Genomic DNA, 16038 nt, shown 5'->3' with positions numbered 1-16038 from the left:
AAAAAATACTATGAATTCATTAACAGACACTAATAAAAGTATTGTACGTCGTTTCAACAAAGAAGTTATCGAACAGGGAAACATCCAAAGTTTTCAGGAACTTATGGATGATCATTTTATCAATCATTCTGCTCCATCCGGTTCAGATAATGGCCCGAACGGAATGATCTATACGTTTAATCATATTCTGCGTCCGGCAATGCCAGACTTACAAGTAACTATCTATGAGCAGATTGCAGAAGGCGACCTTGTGACTACTCGAAAAAATATCAGCGGTACACACACTGGCGAATTGATGGGCATTAAAGCAACGGGACAAAGAATAAGCATTGATGTTATTGATATTGTAAAAGTAAAAAATGGGAAGTTTGTGGAACATTGGGGAATCAATACTCTTCCGACGGTTCTGGCTCAACTAAAAAAATAATCCATTAGTAAAACCGATCGATCTTATCGAAAAAAAGCGTTTTACCGATTTTGAAATGCAGGGTAACTTTGCTAAAAAATTGAGATGCAGTCATTAGTCGCATTAAAATCCACAAATTTCAGATTATTTTTCACTGGCCAATCGATATCCTTATTAGGCACCTGGATCCAAAAAACAGCTGTTGCATGGGTGGTTTACAAACTCACAGGCTCTCCTTTTATTTTAGGAGTGATTGGTTTTGTAGGGTTAATTCCTACCTTACTTTTATCTCCTTATGTAGGAAGTTTTGTAGAGCACAGCCACAAATATAAGGTGATGAAAAACACCCAGTTCTTAGCGGCACTTCAGGCTTTTTTACTGGCCATTTTATTTTATTTTAAGGTATACAATATCAGTATTATTATTCTGCTAACGCTGATGCAGGGCATTATTAATGCATTCGACGTCACCTGCAGACAGGCTATGATGATTGATCTGGTGGATGATAAGGAAGCTTTACCTAACGCTATTGCGCTTAATTCAGCAATGAGTAATCTTGCACGGGTTGTGGGGCCGGCACTAGCGGGAATTCTGTTATCTGTATTTGGTGATGATTTTTGTTTCATCAGTAATTTCGTCAGCTTTATTCCTGTCATTTATTGTCTGTATATGATGAAATTGCCTTTATATGAAAGTAAACCTCATCTTTCTAATGTATGGAGTGAATTAAAAGAAGGATTCCGATATGTGAAAAACGAAAAGACTATTTTTTCCCAGCTTTTGTTGCTTTCTTTTTTCAGCCTGATGCTCATTCCGTTTACGACTTTGCTTCCGGTAATTGCTAAAGAAGTTTTTCAGGGAAATTCCAAAACATTTACTTTATTTGAAAGTGCGGTAGGAATAGGGTCTTTGCTGAGCGCTGTGTATATGACGAAATTGAAACAAATGGGCAAACTTCATAAAATTATCATTTTTTCAAGCTGTATTATGTCTTTGGGACTTTTTACTGTTTCGTTAAGTCCAGGAATTCATCTGGCATTTTGGGGGTTGGTTTTAAGTGGTTTGGGAATGATTTCTCACTCTGCTGCCGTTAACACTTATATTCAGCTGAATACTGATCCTAAAATGAGAGCCCGGGTTATCAGCTATTATATTATGGCTTTTATTGGGATGACGCCTATCGGAAGTTTATTAATTGGATTTATGGCAGAGTTTCTCAGTACGAGAAGTGTCCTTTTTATAGAAGGAGTATTGGGAATATTAGCTGTTACTGTTTTTGTGATATACTCCAGAAAGTCAAAAAGAGCTGATGTTTCTCCTGAATTATAATTTTTTTCTACAGAAAAAGGTTGAAGGTTTTGCTTACATTTGTTGAGTCTTTGAAAATATAAATTAATGGAACTTCGTCAACTAAAATATTTTCTCAAAGCGAAAGAGCTATTGAGCTTCACTGCAGCAGCGGAAGCACTCAACATTAGCCAAAGCACACTTTCTCAGCAAATAAAACAGCTGGAAGATGAAATTAATATACCTCTCTTCAATAGAATTGGCAAGCGCATTATGCTAACTGAAGCCGGAAGTCTGTTTTCGGAATATGCTGCCCAAAGCGTGAACAGAGCCAACGATGGATTGGTGCTGATGAAAGATCTCAGCCTTCTTCAGACAGGAAGATTGTTTATAGGAGTTACTTACGCTTTAAGAAATCTTCTTACCAAAGCACTAATTATATTTTCGGAACGGTATCCCAATATCAAAATCAATGTTATTTTTGGAACAACAAGAGAACTCATTGATAAACTGGATCATACAGATCTGGATTGTATTCTCACCTTCAGAAACGAATCTGAAAGTTCTTCTTTCAACTATCAGCCTTTATTTTCATCTCCTATGACATTGGTCGTTTCCAAAAATTCTATGCTCGCAAAGAAAAAAACGATTACCATTAATGAAATTTTGAAAGTTCCTCTTGCTCTACCCGACAGCGGATACAGTACGACTTATTTTATCAAAAAAATACTGGAAAGTAAAAATATTGAACCCCACATTTCTATTGAGATTAACGATATTCCAACCTTACTGGAATTGGTAAAAACCAACAACTGGAATACAATTCTGACGGCCATCAGTGTGAATGATCCTGAATTGGTAACGATTCCCATTATAGGTAAACATATGCTCCGGGAAGCTACGGTTATTTCTCTGAAAGAAGCTTATCAAAAGAAAAGCATGCAGGAATTCTTAGCGATCCTTGCCAATATTTTACCTCCACAAGGATCTTTAAAGCTTCAAAAAAATCAGTAAAGACCAAGTACTGCATAACCAAAAAACAGAATAAATATTCCTCCCATAATTCCCGATACTAAAAATGAAAGAAGGTAATAGGAACCCTTTTTCTCTTTCTTCTTCAACTTATTGTAAATAAAAACCGGCAGTGTATATAATATTGCAGGAATCAGAAATATTAAAAAAAGCAGAACAATGAGTCCTTCTTCTGTAAATATACTGGCTATCATAGTTATTATGTTTTCCGGGAATATCTACAAATATAATGCCTTCTCTTTTTTAATCCTCAAGGACAATGCAATATCGTAAATGAAAGATTGTGCCAATTTTATTCAAAAAAAATCGGCACAAAATATATTTGTACCGATCCCAACCATTATTAAAAACTAACGAAAAGATGATTTCGCCAAGATTTTAGATGAAGAAATAAGATGTTTAATAAAGAAGCCAGATGCCCAAAAGAAAGGTTTTATGATGATTTTCATTGAACAAGGATTAATAAAATGTATCATGTGCTGAATTTAAAGTATTAAAATGCATTCAGCTCTTCTGCATATAAGGATACGTTCTTTCGGCATCTGGGCTTCTTACCCACAATCAAATCTTTAAACAAGTCTGAATTTCAAGTATTTAATCTTATTTCTTTATAAATTTATTTCTATACTCTACTCCGGAGGTACTTTGGGAAATAATAATATAATTCCCTGGCACCAAATGGCTCACATCAATGGACTGATTATATTGATGATTGCTTTTTGTCATAACAAGTTTTCCGGACATATCTATGATTTTTATTTCTTTATACTTTTCAGATTCTTTTCCAATATAAAGAAGCTGAGCGGTTGGATTAGGGTAAACCTTCAATTGGTTATCTTTCGCTTTTACTTCTCCGGTTCCCAGATTGTTACAGAATGGCCAGTCTCCAAAATTCAGTTCCAAAAAAGCAAATGAATCCAACATCTGACACTGGTCCGGACAATATTCTGTACAGGCATAAAATCCATACGTTCCACTATCCACCGCATTATAAGTAGGGCCTGAAATACCCGGAATGATACAGGGATCATTTACTGCCGGAGGATTGCTTGACGGAAGGCATCTGAACCAGGTATGTTTACCATACAACACCGGAAATATATTCTCCAGTTTTACGGAAGCTCCGTTGCACACATTAACAGCTCCGGTATCAGTTTGTTCGTAAGTACCTGGTGTAAATGTGGAGATCATTGCAGGAAGTCCATACACAAATCCGTCTGCAAAAACGGCCGGGCTTTCCGCTGTACAATCTCCATCTGTAACGATTACTTTAAAATAATTCAACTGCTCACTCCCATTCACCGTTAATTGTTGTGATGTTGCTCCAGGAATAGCCATCCAAGGATTGGTATTGGGAGACTGCCAGGTCCATTCCTGCTTATACCACTGGTAACTTCCGTAGGTTTGTGTGGTGGAAAGTATTTCATTTTCAGTATCACAGAAGAGAATGGTTCCTGGAGATTTTACTCCAAGCCTTGGGCTGGTAATTGTAGGAGTACATTGCGCCTTGATATTCAGAAAGCTGAATAACACAAACGCTAAAAGAATTAGTTTTGTTTTCATATATAAATATTTAAGATTGATTTTTATTTACCTATTCTTCCACATTTAATCCAGCAACAGTCTTACCCCGAATCTCACATTGAAATAAAATGGTTTTTCTCTATAAATGGTATTGGGGGAATGGTCTGCATTGAAATGATATCCTATTCCCGGTTCTGCGTAAATTCCGAATCTGTCGACAAGTTTTAACTGAAGTCCAATAGCTGTATTTACAGAAAACTGCAGAGGTTTACTTTCCAAATCTTCTTTATAGGTTTCCTTTATTTCATTATTCACGATATACTTTGTTGTAATATTTCCCGCCACGGGTTTCTCCAGCAACGCTCCACCTGTTACATATCCTGTGAACCTACCTTTCTGAAATACATTGTAGTTGATCTGAACAGGAATTCCTATATAATGAATAAACTGATCGGCCTTGATATAATTGGTGTCACCTCCTGAATGAAGCTCGGACGCTAACTTTGTATAGTTCAGTCCAGTTCCGATTCCCCATTTTTTTCCTAAGCTATAATAAAGAGAGAGGCCCATTGTGACTGGAACTTTATGCCTGATCGTTGCTTCTACAGCTCTATCCTGGTTAGCCAGAAGTATCTGTGTAAGAGGATCATCTATATATTCAGTAGCACTCAAGACTTTTTCTATATTCATTGCTTTTCCGTCTATAGAAGCATATCCGGGAAACTGCTGTTCTGCGGAATTAGAAGAAGCACTCCCAGTAAGCATACTCAACATCCACGATTTCTTTTGGGCTGGTTCTGAAACTTTTTTGCTTATATTTTCAGCATATAATTCCTTTGACAACTGTTCTTTGAAAGGAGATTCATCCACTTGAGATTCTTTATCATTTTCATTGTCAGCCATCTTTTCATTTTCGGGAACGGTTTTCATGGATCGAGCATTTTCGTTAGAAAATACTTCTGTTGTACCATCCGGTATTTTTCCTATTTGTTGCAGATTATCATTGATTTCGGTTTTATTTTGTCTAAAACTTTGATAATTTTCAACTTTTTGAGCTTCTTTTATCGACAAAGCATTTTCAGCCACAGAAGAATTGAAATTTGAAATTATATACTCTTTTTCGTTTAGATCACTCTGCATTTTCTGCATTTCCCAACCTGAATTTTTCTCTTTTTTCTTCCGAATATCTCGCTGGTTTTGAGAAAGTACTTTAGTTGTATTATTGTCAGGCAGCAATTGTATAATCCAGATAAGCAAAGCAATGGCCGCTGCCATTCCTCCAATACGATAGAACAAAGCCCGATTCCCTTTCACACTCTTTGCCGGCGGCAATTCAGAATCCATATCATCCTGATTTTCATTGAATAAACCAACAATCGGAGCATTATTTTTCTCTTCAGCGAATAATTCATCTCTGATGTCATCCCACAATCCTTCAGGAATATCCTCTTCATGGTCTTCCATTCTGCTACGCAGGTTATTTAACCATTCATTATTCATATTGTGCTTTTTTTGACATTTTAAACTCTTTTATTTTCTGACTGAGCAATGCTTTCGCTCTATGAAACTGGGATGCTGAAGAGTTCTCTGCTATTCCCAGGATGGCGGCAATTTCTTTGTGACTTTTTTTCTCAAACACATACAGATTGAAAACCGTTCGGTACCCATCTGGTAAGGTTCTGATCATGTTCATAATATCTTCTTTGGGAATTTCCTCAAAATCCGGTTCTTCTTCATTGGGAATATCCGGAATTTCTTCTACCTCAACGGTAGATTTGAAATCTCCTTTCTGCCTGATATGTTTCAGAGATTCGTTGACTACGATGCGGGTTAACCATGCTTTTAGCGATCCATTTCCTCTATATTCAAAAGATTCTATAGAGCGGAACATTTTGATAAAGCTGTTTTGAAGAACATCATGAACATCTTCTCTTTCGGCAATGTAACGGAAGCATACATAAGTCAGATTTCGGGAATAAGCTCCGAAAAGCTCTTTCCAGGCAGCTTCTTCTTTATTGAGAAGTTGCTTTATCAAAATCTGTTCTTTAGTTTCTTCCATAGACTGCTGCCGTGGCTCTTTCGATAGGTATTAAAATTTTCAGCAAAAATAGATTGCATCTTTATAAAACGCAATCCATTGATGATGAGATCTGTTAATTAATTTTCGCAATTACATACTTTAATGTACCAATCATACCCGATTTCTTCACTGAGATAGTATAATAGTTAAAAATAGCTATAAATGTCTACTACAAATTTACATAAAAATACATTTTTCAAATCTATAATTGACCTAATTGACAATCTTCAAACTGAGAATGATTGCAGGGAATATTTGGAAAAAATTAGATGGAATGGTGAACCGGAATGCCCTCATTGTGGAAGTAAATCAGATAAGCATTATAGATTAAATAAGGAAAATTTCAAAGGTCTATATAAATGTAGTGATTGTAAAAACCGATTTACAGTAACTGTGGGAACTATGTTTGAATCATCACACATTTCATTAAGAAAATGGTTTACCGCCATTTACATATTCTGCTCGCATAAAAAGGGAATTAGTTCTGTACAGCTGCACAAAGACCTCCATATCACGCAGAAATCAGCTTGGTTTCTTTTGAGCCGAATTAGATATAACTTTAATCAGGATCATATTGTGGTTTTTGATAGCGATACACAGGCTGATGAAACTTATGTAGGTGGTGAAGCAAGAAAGAAGAATAATGAGCATAAAAATACACAGGGTAGGTCTTTGAAAATCAAAACACCTGTATTTGGCCTTATTTCCAACGGAACTGTTTTTACCAAAGTAATACCCAATGCAAAAGGAAAAACGCTTAAATCTATTATAAGTAGTCGTGTATTGAAAGGAACTACACTCATTACAGATGGTTGGAGAGGTTATAAAGGCTTACATGAAGATTACCGTCATGAAGTAGTAGAACATAGTAAAGGTACTTACAAAAGAGGTGAATTCCATACTAATGCGATTGAGGGCTTTTGGAGTATACTAAAACGTGGTCTGATCGGAATATATCACTTCTGTTCAGTAAAACACCTAGAAAAGTATTGTAACGAATTTTCTTACCGATACAATACCCGTGATATGTCCGATGGGCAAAGATTCGTAGAAGTATTGAAAATTATAAATACAAGACTAACATATACCAATCTTAAAAATACAATAACAATAATTAAAACTTAAAACAAAATTTTATGAACACACAAAAAGCAAAACAAGCAAACGAAATGACAAACAGAGAGTTGTTTGAAGAATTAAAAGAAAGAGGATTTTTTATGTTTGATAAACTTAGACATACTGGTAATGAACAATATGTTTTAGTTTCAACTAAAAAACCTACTAAAAATGTATGTATTAATCACAAGACTGATGAAAATATTCCCCAAAATTATGAATATGTTGAAATCCATCTATAATGATGGATTTCAACATTTGTATTAATCTTTTATAAGATTAAATAATGAAATAAATTCAGTTCTAGCCACAACTATACTATTTTTAGCATTAGTTTTTAAAACTGCATTTCTTGCATTATCAAAAACTTTTTTATGCTCTAAATTCTTACCTGATGCATAATAAACAAAATTACTTGAAATTTTGTGTGCAGTACCATTAATATCCACTATTTTATCCGAAAAATGACCATCTTCAAGCATGTGCTTTTTTAGATTTTCATAATCATTGACGTTCGCATCATGTAATTCGATATAAACAATATAATTATCCATAGTTATTAGTTCAATTTTTCCCAAAAATATCACTAATAACCGAAATAAACAAACCATCACATTTTTGTGAGGGTTTAATGTTGTTTCTGAGGTAATGTATAAGGACTAGGTGCACCAAATGTTGTATCTGACATATCAATCATTTCTAAATCAGAATTATAACTAGGGTCTATAGATTTTTCCTTTAAAATAAGCATCCAATCAAGTTGATCATTAAATATAATCTTTGGAGTTTTATTATCTAACAGTATCTTTTTGTTTTCTACAATTACAGGTATTTCATTAATGGATATATTTTCTTCAAATGGTTTTCTATAGTCTGTTATAATTGTACTTTTTATTGATTTATCATTAACAAAGTAGTATGTGTTTTTAAACGATAAGTCACCACCAATTTCAAATTTAGCTATGTTTTTTATTTTACCATCTTGTGCATTACCATAATAATAACATGAGCAATGTATACTATCATAGAAATAAAATTCATCATTTAATTTACCGTCTTTAAAGTTTACTGTATAATTTGGAAATTTGAATTTATTATCGATATTTGATAACCTGCCATTATTAAAAGTATATTCTATTCTAACCCATTTATTATCAGAATTCAAATATGTGTAAGATTGAGTACCATTGTAGCTACCATTATCGTTGTAATTAAAAACTTTTTGTATAGCATTCCCATTCATAAAAGGTTGTGCAATGTATACTATTTTGTTGTTGTGGTAATATCTAATAAGGCCTACACTTGTATCACTTCTATATTCAATGTTTATTCCATGCAATTGACCCATTGCATTATATTCAGTAATATTGGTAACTCGTTTGGTGAAGTTGTTCACATTTTTAACCGTTTTGGATGGCTTAACTAAATTGGATTTGTTGAAATATGGTAGATCAGCATTGTAAATTTTAACTTGTGCGTTTAGACTTGTAGTTGACAGAATAATGGCTAATGATAAGATAATTTTTTTCATAGTTTTTGATTTTTTAACTCACAAAAGTATTATGTGAGATGATGATTTCCTTACGGCTTACCGTAATTCGATTGAACATAAATTGATTTAGGTTCTTCTCACCCTCTATGAAGAAAAAATATACTTATTGAAAAATAGAAAGCGTGAGGGTTACTAACTTACTTTATCAGATAGGGTACTGGTATACCGCAGGAGTAAAATAAGTAGCAGACCCCTCACGCCATATAATGACATGAGAGTTGCTAACATATTCCCCTCCATTTTAAAAATTACCAGTTTCTATCTGAGAGAATGTTGTTAAACACTTTCGATGTTTATTCCGTTGAAATTTGAACGCAAATGTAAAACAAATATTTGGATGAATAAATACAATTATGAAAATAAAAAATCCACTAACAGATTGATGTTAATGGATTTATAAAATGTATTATACTGATATACTTTTGGTTATAAAGTTTGGTACATTCAAGTATATAAATGCGTTAATTTTTTATACAGAATGGAAAGTTATAATTAATGACTTCATAAGGGGTAAGAACTGTTCCATCTACTGTAATTTTCTGTGCTGTAAAAGCATATCTCAGGGATCGGTCCATTCCTACATAAAATCCTTTCTGCTTAGCTTCCAGTGTGACCACGGTTTTTTTGTTCACTCCGTTTACCGGGATCTGAAACTCCAGGGCTTTAGGGGCAAACGCTAATTCTACAACATTGTTAGCTGCGTTTACAGATGCGGTATAGTTTAGGTTATATTTCACTTTTCCTATTGCTTTTAAGGCTGTTTTTACTTTTCCTGTATCTTTTACTACTGTTTTTACAATCTCATTGATAGGGAATTCTGCAAAGATTATAGTATCTTTTTTTACTTTAAAATCTTTGATGCTCTCTGTTTTGGTGGTTCCCTGTATGATAATCAGTTTTCCTTTATAATTTCCGGGCATTTCTTCGAGCTTCACCAGTGGAATATCTGGTCCGTCGTCATTGCAAGAGTATAAAGTGAATCCTGTAACTATCAGTAATACGGCTATAAAAAATTGGGGTACTGTAAATTTTTTCATTGCATTATTTTTTCGTTAAACATTAATTATTTTAGAGTACTCAATGATATAAACCTCGTTTTCCGGAAATCTTGCACGATTTTCTTCAAAAAAGAGAAAACAAAACATAACCACCTGATTTACTGATTATAAAATTTCATATTTCTATGACATTCTTTTTTTAAAATCAAAAAAAGGAAGCCACCAACGTAACTTCCTTTTGCATTAATCTATTATTTTACCTTTTATTGTACTCCTCCTCCAAGAGCTCTGTAGAGATCCACCTCAGCATTGAGTCTTTCAAGGGTAACGTTTACTGTTTCCAGATCGTTCTGGAGTTTATTGTTCTGCGCTGTGATCACTTCCAGATAAGTGGCCATACCGCTTTTGTAAAGTTTCAGAGCATCATTGATTCCTTTATCCAGAATTGCCGTTTTTTGTTCCAGAAGTTCTAATCTTTCGGTAGAACCTTTAGATTTAGCCATAGCATCGGATACCTCTCCCACTGCTGTCATGACGGATTGTTTAAAGTTGACAGCGGCTTTTTCCTGTTCAATAAGAGCGGTTTCATAAGCTGTTCTCAACTCTTTTTTCTGAAAGATAGGAGCTGCGAGGTTAGCCGCAACCGCTTTTGTAATAGACCCCGGGATATCAAACCAAGAATTGAATTTATTAGAATTTACTCCAATCTGAGGACTTAGGCTGATACTTGGATACATGGCAGCCTTTGCCAATCCTGTTTTTGAGTTTAAGCTGATCACGTTCAGTTCTGCGACTTTCAGATCTGGTCTTCTGCTCAATAGCTGTGCAGGAAGACCTTCTGAAAGTTTATTTTCCGGGATCATTGTTTTTAAATTTCCTTCTCTTTCTATCTTATTCGGATATTCACCACAAAGGATGCTTAATGCGTTCTCCTGAATGGAAATATTCTGTTTTGCTAGTGGAATCAGTAATTCTGCGGTCTTCTTCTGCGCTTCAGACTGTTGAACCGCTAACGAATTGATTTGTCCGGCTTTAAACTGAAAATTCATCATCTTAAGAGTACTGTAGCTCAATTCAATGTTTTGTTCGGCTATTTTCACCTGTTCATCGAGACTTATTAAGTTATAATAGGCCTGAGCTACCTGAACGACGATTCTGCTTTTTATGGCATTTAGGTTTTCTTTTTGTGCAAAATATTCTGCAGCAGCAGATTCTTTCTGCATTTTAGCTTTCCCCCAGATATCTACTTCCCACGAAAGTCTAAGAGCCGCGCTGAAGTCGTCTATGTATTTCGTTCCTACAAACTGCTCGTTAAGAGAACCGTTAAGGGTATTTATGGATGCCCAGCTTCTGTTAGCTCCTGCAGTGAAATCCAACGTCGGCATCAGCGACAATTTTGCTTTTTTATAAGCAAGATCCAGCTGTTCTATATTTTTTAAAGCAACGCTCACTTCATTATTTTTGGTAAGGGCTCTATCTATTAATAGGATCAGTTTTGGATCTTTGAAAAACGTCTTCCAGGGAAGGACTATGGTATCTCCTGTTACCTGTAGTGATTCCCGATAGGTCTCAGGAACCTGAAGTTCTGTTCTTGTATAGGGTTTTCCTACAGCGCACGACATCAGAACTGATGCCACTGCGCCTGAAATAAGGAAATTCTTTATCTTAAATATTCTCATTTGTCAATTGATTTTGTATTACCGGATACTTCTTTTTAGATGAAAATTTCTCATCCAGATACTGGAAAAACATATACAGTACTGGGATTACAAATACTCCCAGAACAACTCCGCTCAGCATTCCTATGGCCGCACTTACACTGATCGATTTATTTCCGGAAGCCATCCCTCCTGTAGAAATCATAAGTGGGATCATTCCTACAATAAATGCTAAAGACGTCATAATGATAGGTCGTAATCTCGCTTTGGCTCCTTCCAGCGCTGAATCCAGAATAGAAAGACCTGCTTTTCTTCGCTGGATGGCAAATTCCACAATAAGGATTGCATTTTTGGCTAATAAACCGATAAGCATAATTAATCCTACCTGTACATAAATATTATTATCCAGTCCGATCGCTTTTATTCCTAAAAATGCTCCTACAATCCCCGTCGGAATAGAAAGCATTACGGCTAAAGGAAGAATATAGCTTTCATATTGAGCAGCCAACAGCAGATAGACGAATAACAAACACAATCCAAGAATTACAACGGTTTGATTTCCTGCAGACTTTTCTTCCAAGCTTAGCCCTGTCCATTCATAGCTATAATCGGAAGGAAGCTTGTTTAAAGTAGGTTCAATTTTATCCATTAAAGCTCCGTTACTTATACCAGGTTTCGGCACTACGTTGATATTTAATGAATTATACAAGTTATATCGTTGTACAGATTCTGGTCCATATACTTTTTTCAAAGTAATCAGGGTATTGGCAGGTACCATTTCGCCTTTGTTATTCTTCACGAAAATATCATTGAAAGCCTGCTCATCCATTCTGAAAACACCATCCGCTTTTATATTCACTCTATAGAATTTTCCAAATCTTGAGAAATTCTGAGACTGATCTCCCGAGAAATAAGTCTGTACAGTTCCTAATAAATTGGCGATACTTACACCAAGCTGCTTTGCCTTATCTTCATTTACTTCCAGCTCCAACTGAGGATAATCTGCCCTGAACATGGTATAAGCATAAGCTACTTCCGGAACCTGCATCAGCTGGCCGATAACATCATCTGCTTTGGCTTTAAGAGATTGTGGATCTCTTGCCATACGGTCCTGAAGCACAATCTCTGCATCATTGGTTACTCCATATCCTTCTACAGGAGGCATTCTGAAGCTCATTACACTTCCTTCTTTGATAACTGAAAGCTTTTCGTTCACAATGGTCATGATCTCATCAATATTCTGGACTGCTCCTCTTTCCTTTTTAGGCTTTAGTTTCACAAATCCCATGGCATAGGCTGGCCCGGCACTGTTACTCAACAGGTTAAATCCTGTAATGGATGTATTTTCCTGAACAGCATCTACTGTTTTCAAAATTGCATTGATCTTGTTGGAAACCTCTGTTGTTTTCGTTAATCCTGTTCCTGGTGGCATACTTAAAGAATAGATAAAAAATCCGTCATCTTCCATAGGAACAAAACTTTTGGTGGTACTTGTCATCAGCCATGCGGATAATCCTATAATACCTGCGACCAAACCTGCGGCAATCCATTTTTTTCCAATTAGAAAACGGACTCCTTTGGCATAACGGTTGGTCATATTATTAAATCCTGCATTGAAAGCTACAGCAAACCTTTGTCCGAATCCTTTAGGTTTATTCCCTTCTTCTGCGTGGTGATTTTTCAAAAATACGGCACATAATGCAGGTGTTAAAGTAAGTGCGTTTACGGCAGAGATGATAATTGCAATGGCCAATGTATAAGCGAATTGTTTATAGAAAAGCCCTGCTGAACCTGACATAAAACCAATCGGAATAAATACCGCGGACATCACAAGCGTAATAGATATTACGGCTCCTGTAATTTCGCTCATCGCTTTATGAGTAGCTTCTCTTCCGGAAAGATCTGTACCTTCCATATTACTGTGAACGGCTTCTACCACTACAATAGCATCATCCACTACAATCCCGATCGCCAACACTAGTGCAAAAAGTGTTAAAACATTGATGGTAAATCCTAATACCAAAAGGAAAAAGAATGTACCTATGATGGCTACCGGAACAGCAATGGCTGGAATAATGGTAGATCTGAAATCCTGTAAAAAGATAAACACCACGATAAATACGAGGATAAAGGCTTCTATAAGGGTTGATTTTACCTGTCCTGTTGCTTCATCCAGTCTTTCTTTAGTACTCATTACCTTGGTATATTTTATACCGGGAGGAAATGATTTTGAAAGTTGATCGATTGCTTTGTTTACCCCTATTTCAATTTCGTTGGCATTAGAGCCAGTTGTCTGCATGATCGCTACCGTAACTGCATTTTTACCATTGGAAAGGTTATCTCCACTGTTGTTGATAGATCCAAATTCTACTCGGGCCACATCTTTAAGCCTGATCACATTGGTGCCATCATTTTTAACAACGATATTTTCATATTGTTCAGGTTTATTCTTTTTTCCTTTGTATCGGATGACATATTCCAGTGCCGCCTCAGATTCTTCACCCAATTTCCCCGGTGCTGATTCTAAACTGTGGTCTGCAATAGCATTGGATACATCTGAAGGTTCAAGCCCGTAAGAAGACATCTTCTGTGGATTCAGCCAGATTCTCATAGAGTAATCCTTTACCCCAAAGATCTGTGCCTGCCCTACTCCTTTTACCCTTTTTATCTGAGGGATAAGGTTGATATTGGCATAGTTCTGCAGAAAGGTTTCATCATACTGTTTATTATCTTCAGTATAAATATTGAAGATAAGCACCATACTATTCTGCTGTTTCGAGGTTGTAAGCCCCATCCTTACTACTTCCTGAGGAAGTATCGGAGTAGCCTGCTGCACACGGTTCTGTACATTTACAGCAGCCTGGTCTGCGTTCACTCCCTGTTTGAATATTACTGAGATTGTAAATGTTCCGTCGTTACTTGCAGTGGATTTCATGTAACTCATATCTTCCACTCCATTGATCTGCTCTTCTAAAGGCGTAACCACGGAACGGATCACCGTCTCACTGTTTCCTCCAGGGTAAGATCCGGAAACCGTAATGGTAGGCGGAGAAATGTCCGGGAACCTGGTCACTGCCAACTGGTTTAATCCTATTATCCCTAAAATGACAATGATAAGGGATATTACCGTCGCCAATACCGGACGGTCTATTATCTTTTTTAACATTTTTGAATTTTGTAAGAATGTTTATACGACTATTTAGAAGGCACTACTTTAGCAACAACCAGAGCTCCGTCTGTAAGAGCATCAATTCTGTTGGCTGCAATCTTGTCTCCTGTGTTCACGCCTTCTTTTACAAAGTAATCCTCAGAAGTGCTTCCTGAGATTTTAATCTGAGTCATTTTCACTTTGTCTTTTCCGTTCAGTTTATAGACAAAAAATTTATCCTGGATATCTTTTACGGAAGTCTTTGGGAGTTTAATCACTCCATTCAGTTCATTGTGAATCATTACTCTTGCTGTACCTCCTGCTCTCAGCAATTTGTCCGGATTTTGGAAGACAGCTTTCATCTGAATACTTCCTGTATTTCTGTCGAAATTTCCACTGGCGTTTTCCAGTTTCCCATGGAGAGAATAGGTAGATCCGTCTGCCAGAATCAATTCTACATTTTCTGAACCATTTCCTGTGGCTTTACTGTGTGCAATAAACTCGGCCTCATTCATAGAAAAATAAACGTTTACCGTATTTATATTGGAAAGGGTTGTTAACGGAGAAGCATCAGAAGGGCTGATGAGGTTTCCTATTCTATTAGGAATTCTTCCAATGTATCCACTAACGGGCGCTTTGATATAAGTAAAGTTAGCATTGATCTTTGAAGAACCTAATGAAGACTGAGCCTGTGCAACCTGTGCAGAAGCTACTTTATAACTGGCCTGTGCCGTTTTAAGCTGCATATCGGAAACTACTTTTCCTTCCACAAGAGGTTTTAGCTTTTCAACTTCGAGTCTTGCTGTTTCCTGAGCAGCCAGAGCGGCTTTCAGTCCTGCTTCATTGGTATTTACCTGTTCATTATACACAGAAGGGTTGATTCTGAAGAGCGTCTGCCCTTTATTGACATATTGACCTTCTTTAATATATACTGCTTCCAGATATCCTGTCACCTGTGCTTTGATGTCCACATTGTCCTGTCCCTCTATACTTCCGGGGTAGCCCATTGCTACATCTGCGTCACCAGATTTCATCTGGATAAAGTCTGTAGGGAGAGCCTGCATTTGTTGGGCATTTTCCTGTCCGTTTCCGGAACCGCAAGAATAAAGTATTGCTGCTACGGTGAGTGAAAGAACCCAATATCCTTTTCTGTAGTTCATAACATTTGCTTTTAAATTTTACAGTGGCAAAATAAGCTTATATAATAAGGACATTCATGTGAAAATATGGTGAAGCG

14 protein-coding genes and 1 pseudogene are annotated in these 16038 nt (G+C 36.2%); 6 read left to right on the top strand and 9 right to left on the bottom strand.

Translation table 11 applies throughout. From position 1 onward, the window contains the following. Positions 1-10: 10 nt before the first annotated feature. The 3 genes from ACL9RH_RS15435 (at position 11) to ACL9RH_RS15425 (ending at position 2707) form a co-directional block, all read left to right on the top strand. Entirely contained in the window at positions 11-427 is a 417-nt protein-coding gene (locus ACL9RH_RS15435) for an ester cyclase (RefSeq protein ID WP_422694259.1), read from the top strand. An 84-nt stretch (positions 428-511) separates the two neighbouring features. Continuing rightward, positions 512-1735, top strand: coding sequence for an MFS transporter (locus ACL9RH_RS15430; protein ID WP_422694258.1), 1224 nt, complete (start codon positions 512-514; stop codon positions 1733-1735). 66 nt (positions 1736-1801) lie between these two features. Then, on the top strand, positions 1802-2707 hold the full coding sequence (locus tag ACL9RH_RS15425; protein ID WP_422694257.1) for a LysR family transcriptional regulator: 906 nt from the start codon (positions 1802-1804) through the stop codon (positions 2705-2707). Between the two features lie 618 nt (positions 2708-3325). Here ACL9RH_RS15425 and ACL9RH_RS15420 read toward each other — a convergent pair. Genes ACL9RH_RS15420 through ACL9RH_RS15410 form a run of 3 tightly spaced genes read right to left on the bottom strand, consistent with a single transcriptional unit; the run spans position 3326 to position 6308 of the window. Continuing rightward, entirely contained in the window at positions 3326-4288 is a 963-nt protein-coding gene (locus tag ACL9RH_RS15420) for a T9SS type A sorting domain-containing protein (RefSeq protein ID WP_422694256.1), read from the bottom strand. Between the two features lie 45 nt (positions 4289-4333). Further along, positions 4334-5749 carry an outer membrane beta-barrel protein gene (locus tag ACL9RH_RS15415; protein ID WP_422694255.1) on the bottom strand — a complete coding sequence of 472 codons (1416 nt, stop codon included), beginning with the start codon at positions 5747-5749 and terminating at the stop codon, positions 4334-4336. Then, positions 5742-6308, bottom strand: a complete 567-nt coding sequence (locus ACL9RH_RS15410) for an RNA polymerase sigma factor (RefSeq protein WP_422694254.1) — start codon at positions 6306-6308, stop codon at positions 5742-5744. Before ACL9RH_RS15410 ends, ACL9RH_RS15415 begins: the two co-directional genes overlap by 8 nt. Before the next feature lie 183 nt (positions 6309-6491). On the opposite strand from ACL9RH_RS15410, the pseudogene ACL9RH_RS15405 reads away from it, so the two are divergent. The 3 genes and pseudogenes from ACL9RH_RS15405 to ACL9RH_RS15395 all read left to right on the top strand — a co-directional run. Continuing rightward, a pseudogene (locus tag ACL9RH_RS15405) lies at positions 6492-6695 on the top strand (transposase); the annotation flags it as partial. Positions 6696-6731: 36 nt separating this feature from the next. Continuing rightward, positions 6732-7454, top strand: a complete 723-nt coding sequence (locus tag ACL9RH_RS15400; RefSeq protein ID WP_422694639.1) for an IS1595 family transposase — start codon at positions 6732-6734, stop codon at positions 7452-7454. 11 nt (positions 7455-7465) lie between these two features. Beyond that, positions 7466-7687, top strand: a complete 222-nt coding sequence (locus ACL9RH_RS15395) for a hypothetical protein (protein WP_422694253.1) — start codon at positions 7466-7468, stop codon at positions 7685-7687. A gap of 21 nt (positions 7688-7708) precedes the next feature. On the opposite strand, the gene ACL9RH_RS15390 is transcribed toward ACL9RH_RS15395, so the two are convergent. From ACL9RH_RS15390 to ACL9RH_RS15365, 6 genes are all read right to left on the bottom strand, one after another. Further along, positions 7709-7999, bottom strand: a complete 291-nt coding sequence (locus ACL9RH_RS15390) for a hypothetical protein (RefSeq protein WP_422694252.1) — start codon at positions 7997-7999, stop codon at positions 7709-7711. A gap of 74 nt (positions 8000-8073) precedes the next feature. Next, the gene (locus tag ACL9RH_RS15385) at positions 8074-8976 is read right to left on the bottom strand and encodes a hypothetical protein (protein ID WP_422694251.1); all 903 of its coding nucleotides are present in this window, start codon (positions 8974-8976) and stop codon (positions 8074-8076) included. Positions 8977-9458: 482 nt separating this feature from the next. Next, positions 9459-10034, bottom strand: coding sequence for a DUF4840 domain-containing protein (locus tag ACL9RH_RS15380; RefSeq protein ID WP_422694250.1), 576 nt, complete (start codon positions 10032-10034; stop codon positions 9459-9461). A 224-nt stretch (positions 10035-10258) separates the two neighbouring features. Continuing rightward, the gene (locus tag ACL9RH_RS15375) at positions 10259-11674 is read right to left on the bottom strand and encodes an efflux transporter outer membrane subunit (RefSeq protein ID WP_422694249.1); all 1416 of its coding nucleotides are present in this window, start codon (positions 11672-11674) and stop codon (positions 10259-10261) included. Further along, positions 11661-14819 carry an efflux RND transporter permease subunit gene (locus tag ACL9RH_RS15370; protein WP_422694248.1) on the bottom strand — a complete coding sequence of 1053 codons (3159 nt, stop codon included), beginning with the start codon at positions 14817-14819 and terminating at the stop codon, positions 11661-11663. Before ACL9RH_RS15370 ends, ACL9RH_RS15375 begins: the two co-directional genes overlap by 14 nt. Positions 14820-14848: 29 nt before the next feature. Further along, positions 14849-15961, bottom strand: coding sequence for an efflux RND transporter periplasmic adaptor subunit (locus ACL9RH_RS15365; protein ID WP_422694247.1), 1113 nt, complete (start codon positions 15959-15961; stop codon positions 14849-14851). Between the last annotated feature and the right edge of the window lie 77 nt (positions 15962-16038).

The sequence above is a fragment of the Chryseobacterium sp. Mn2064 genome, assembly GCF_049319685.1.
In the GTDB taxonomy this organism is placed as follows: Bacteria; Bacteroidota; Bacteroidia; order Flavobacteriales; family Weeksellaceae; genus Chryseobacterium.
This window is presented reverse-complemented; position numbering and strand designations above follow the sequence as displayed.

Bases quoted from the DNA above. Each gene is read 5' to 3' on its own strand.
- ACL9RH_RS15435 (WP_422694259.1), top strand. From the start codon at position 11: ATGAATTCATTAACAGACACTAATAAAAGTATTGTACGTCGTTTCAAC.
- ACL9RH_RS15430 (WP_422694258.1), top strand. From the start codon at position 512: ATGCAGTCATTAGTCGCATTAAAATCCACAAATTTCAGATTATTTTTC.
- ACL9RH_RS15425 (WP_422694257.1), top strand. From the start codon at position 1,802: ATGGAACTTCGTCAACTAAAATATTTTCTCAAAGCGAAAGAGCTATTG.
- ACL9RH_RS15420 (WP_422694256.1), bottom strand. From the start codon at position 4,288: ATGAAAACAAAACTAATTCTTTTAGCGTTTGTGTTATTCAGCTTTCTG.
- ACL9RH_RS15415 (WP_422694255.1), bottom strand. From the start codon at position 5,749: ATGAATAATGAATGGTTAAATAACCTGCGTAGCAGAATGGAAGACCAT.
- ACL9RH_RS15410 (WP_422694254.1), bottom strand. From the start codon at position 6,308: ATGGAAGAAACTAAAGAACAGATTTTGATAAAGCAACTTCTCAATAAA.
- ACL9RH_RS15400 (WP_422694639.1), top strand. From the start codon at position 6,732: ATGTTTGAATCATCACACATTTCATTAAGAAAATGGTTTACCGCCATT.
- ACL9RH_RS15395 (WP_422694253.1), top strand. From the start codon at position 7,466: ATGAACACACAAAAAGCAAAACAAGCAAACGAAATGACAAACAGAGAG.
- ACL9RH_RS15390 (WP_422694252.1), bottom strand. From the start codon at position 7,999: ATGGATAATTATATTGTTTATATCGAATTACATGATGCGAACGTCAAT.
- ACL9RH_RS15385 (WP_422694251.1), bottom strand. From the start codon at position 8,976: ATGAAAAAAATTATCTTATCATTAGCCATTATTCTGTCAACTACAAGT.
- ACL9RH_RS15380 (WP_422694250.1), bottom strand. From the start codon at position 10,034: ATGAAAAAATTTACAGTACCCCAATTTTTTATAGCCGTATTACTGATA.
- ACL9RH_RS15375 (WP_422694249.1), bottom strand. From the start codon at position 11,674: ATGAGAATATTTAAGATAAAGAATTTCCTTATTTCAGGCGCAGTGGCA.
- ACL9RH_RS15370 (WP_422694248.1), bottom strand. From the start codon at position 14,819: ATGTTAAAAAAGATAATAGACCGTCCGGTATTGGCGACGGTAATATCC.
- ACL9RH_RS15365 (WP_422694247.1), bottom strand. From the start codon at position 15,961: ATGAACTACAGAAAAGGATATTGGGTTCTTTCACTCACCGTAGCAGCA.